The sequence below is a fragment of the Propionivibrio sp. genome (assembly GCF_017995515.1).
GTDB lineage: Bacteria > Pseudomonadota > Gammaproteobacteria > Burkholderiales > Rhodocyclaceae > Propionivibrio.
This window is the reverse complement of the sequence record NZ_JAGOIT010000176.1, coordinates 1-3,485: the sequence shown is the minus strand read 5'-3', so window position 1 is coordinate 3,485 and position 3,485 is coordinate 1. Positions and strand designations below refer to the sequence as shown.

4 protein-coding genes are annotated in these 3,485 nt (G+C 63.8%); all 4 read right to left on the bottom strand.

Annotated elements, in window-relative coordinates; genetic code table 11:
- Nucleotides 1–236: 236 nt before the first annotated feature.
- Entirely contained in the window at nt 237–1,772 is a 1,536-nt protein-coding gene (gene glpK, locus KBA32_RS16760) for a glycerol kinase GlpK (protein ID WP_294361404.1), read from the bottom strand.
- 30 nt (nt 1,773–1,802) lie between these two features.
- Nucleotides 1,803–2,327 (bottom strand): hypothetical protein, encoded by a 525-nt coding sequence (locus KBA32_RS16755; protein ID WP_294361403.1) that lies wholly within the window; start codon nt 2,325–2,327, stop codon nt 1,803–1,805.
- 205 nt (nt 2,328–2,532) lie between these two features.
- Nucleotides 2,533–3,267: an LrgB family protein gene (locus tag KBA32_RS16750; RefSeq protein ID WP_294361399.1), complete on the bottom strand. Its 735-nt coding sequence runs from the start codon at nt 3,265–3,267 to the stop codon at nt 2,533–2,535.
- Nucleotides 3,264–3,485: CidA/LrgA family protein (locus tag KBA32_RS16745; protein WP_294361397.1), on the bottom strand; the 222-nt coding region annotated here is incomplete at its 5' end. The genes KBA32_RS16745 and KBA32_RS16750, both read right to left, overlap by 4 nt.

Sequence of the window (3,485 nt, the reverse complement as noted above, 5' to 3'; positions counted from 1 at the left end):
TGCGCCGACTGGCCGCTCTTCTCGCACAAGGTCGTCACCGTGGCGAGCCACATGAGTGCGTTCGTTCTCAAGGAGATGGGGGCGTTCTCGTAGTCGGTGGTTAGTAGTCAGTCACGTTGAATCAAAACGACCCAACAGAATCCGTCATTCCGGGCTTGACCCGGAATCCAGTGGTGCACCTCTGGATTCCGGCGTTCGCCGGAATGACGATGCTGACTGAGGCGGTCCAACGTTGCTCAGGGCGTCGCCTTGCCCTCATGCTCTTCGCTTTCCTCCCAAGCGCGTGAGCGCTCCACAGCGCGCTTCCAGCCGCGATAGGCTTTTTCGCGCGCTTCGGGCGGCATGCCGGGGATGAAGTTGCGGTCGACGCGGCGGATGGCTTCGATTTCCGCCTTGTCCTTCCAGAAGCCGACGGCCAGCCCGGCGAGGAAGGCGGCGCCGATGGCGGTCGATTCGATCGTCTGCGGGCGCTCGACCGGCACGCCGAGGATGTCGGACTGGGCCTGCATGAGGAAGTTGTTGGCCACCGCGCCGCCGTCGACCTTGAGCACCTTGAGCGGGATGCCGGAGTCGTCTTCCATCGCCTGCAGGACGTCACGCGTCTGGTAGGCGATCGATTCGAGCGTGGCGCGTACGATGTGGTTGCGATTGGCGCCGCGCGTCAAACCGACGATCGTGCCGCGCGCGTACATGTCCCAGTACGGCGCGCCGAGCCCGACGAAGGCGGGGACGACATAGACGCCGTTGCTGTCCGGCACGGCCATCGCCAGTTCGGCCGATTGTGCGGCGGTGTCGATCAGCTTCAGTTCGTCGCGCAGCCATTGGACGGCGGCGCCGGCGACGAAGATGCTGCCTTCGAGCGCGTATTCGACCGTCTCGTCGATGCCCCACGCGATCGTCGTCAGCAGGCCGCGGCGCGAGGGAACGCGCTGCTCGCCGGTATTCATCAGCAGGAAGCAACCGGTGCCGTAGGTGTTCTTGACCATGCCGTCGGCGAAACAGGCCTGGCCGAAAAGCGCCGCCTGCTGGTCGCCCGCATTGCCGGCAATCGGGATCATCGCGCCGCCGAAGGTGTGCGCGTCCGTTTTCCCGTAGAGGCAACTCGATGGCTTGACCGCCGGCAGCATGCACGCCGGGATGTCGAGTTCGTCGAGGATGCGCTGGTCCCATTGCAGGGTGCCGATGTTGAACAGCATCGTGCGCGAGGCGTTCGAGTAGTCGGTGACGTGCACCTCGCCGCGCGTGAGGTTCCAGATCAGCCAGGTGTCGACCGTGCCGAACAGCAGTTCGCCCTTCTTCGCGCGTTCGCGGGCACCTTTCACGTGGTCGAGAATCCACTTGACCTTGGTCGCCGAGAAATAGGCGTCGATGACGAGGCCGGTGTTCTCGCGGATGTAGTTCTCCAGCCCGCGCGCCTTCAGCTCGTCGCAGATCGCCGCCGTGCGCCGGCATTGCCAGACGATGGCGTTGTAGATCGGCTTGCCGGTCGCCTTGTCCCAGACGATCGTCGTTTCGCGCTGGTTGGTGATGCCGATGGCAGCGACTTCCTCTGGCCGCACCCCGGCTTCTTCCAGCGCCTCGCGCGCAACGCCGCTCTGGCTTCCCCAGATCTCCATCGGGTTGTGCTCGACCCAGCCCGGTTTGGGGAAGACCTGCCGGAAGGTCTTCTGCGCGAGGCTGACGATCTTGCCGGCACGGTCGAAGAGGATGGCGCGCGAACTGGTCGTTCCCTGGTCGAGGGCGAGGATGTATTCCTTGGGGGTATCGGGCATTTGCGGCAGCTTGTCTCGGATGTCTGTTGATCAGGTCGAGATGGCTTTCGCGGCGCCCGATGGGTTGAGCAGGCGTTGGGCAATCTCGGATTGCTGAATTGTAGTACTGCTCTTGTCGGCCTTCTTCTGCATCAGCTCTTCCTTGATCCGCTCGGCGATGGTTGCCTCGATCTGCTGTTGCTGTTGCGGCGGCAGGTTCTTCAGGTCGGCCTCGCTCAAACCCATGGATTTGAGAACCTGCTCGCGGATGGCTTCGATTCTCGCGACCACCGGGCCTTTTTCGACGTAGTCGTTCACCGCTTTCACGGCCGCATCATGCGCGGCTTCTGCTTCGGTGGGCGTCTGGGCGCTGCCGGTACCCTTGGCGGCATTTGCCGAGTCGGGCGAGATCCTCTCCGAGTTTGCCAACGCTCGGGCCGCGTCAGAGAGCGTGACAACATCCGCGCCGGCGCCTGCAGAAGGACGATCCAGCGGGCTGCCGGATGCTGTCGCAGTGAATCTGGGCGATAAGGTTGTCGAATACAGGCTGCCGACGGTCGATGAAGTGATTTGCATGATCTCCTGGCCTCGATAAGTCAGTCCTACGGGACTTGAGGCAAGGAATATTGCATAAATCGTGCCAGACGACTTCCCGATCTGCTTCGGCCGCAGATCCCTGCAAATGGCGTTTCAGCAGAGTCTATTGCGGCAATTCGGCGGCAAACGACGGCAAAGCCCGCCGTGACTTGCCGATCAGCGCCTCGCCAGGCGGCGGGTGCGCTTAGCGCAGAAGCGGTGACAACAGCGGCAGCAGGACCGGCAGCATCAAGGCCGTGAGCAGGCCGTTGAGCCCCATCGCCAGCGCCGAGAAGGCGCCCATCTCTTCGCTGAACATGAAGGCGCGCGCCGTACCGAGACCGTGCGCGGCGAGCCCGACCGAGAAGCCTTGCGTCGCATGGTCGCCGATGCGCAGCCAGCGGAACAGCGTCGGAAAACCGATGGCGCCGACGATGCCGGTAATGATCACGAGAACCGCAGTGAGCGACGGCAGCCCGCCGATCTTCTCTGCCACCCCCATCGCGATCGGCGTCGTCACCGATTTCGGTGCCAGCGAGAACACGGTGGCCGACGTCGCGCCCAGCGCCTTGGCAATGAACATCGCCGAGACGGCGGCCGTCGCCGAGCCGGCAAGCAACGCGACCATCAGCGGCAATGCCATGCGCCGCAGACGTTTCCACTGCGCGTACAGGGGCACGGCAAGCGCAACGGTCGCCGGCCCGAGGAGGAAATGCACGAACTGCGCGCCATCGAAGTAGTGCTTGTACGGCGTGCCGGTCGCCCACAGGAAGAGCGTGATCAGGAAGATGGCGACGAGCACCGGATTGGCCCAGGCGCGGTGGCCGCTACGCTTGTAAAGCCAGAGCGCGAACTGGTAGGCGAGCAGCGTCAGCGTCAGTCCGATCAGCGGCGAGGCCGAAAGATAAACCCAGGTTTCGCTGATGGCTTGCGGGTTCATGCTTCTTCCTTTCCGCCATCGTGCGCATGACCGCGCGTCATCGCGCGCAGCACCAGACCGGTGACCGCCATGCCGGCGAAAGTGCTGACGATCAGCGCCACCGTAATCGGCAGCCATTCGCTCTCGATGCGCTGCAGATGCAGCATGACGCCGGCGCCGGCCGGGATGAAGAGCAGGGAGAGGTGTTGCAACAGAGCGCTTGTTCCATTGCGCAACTC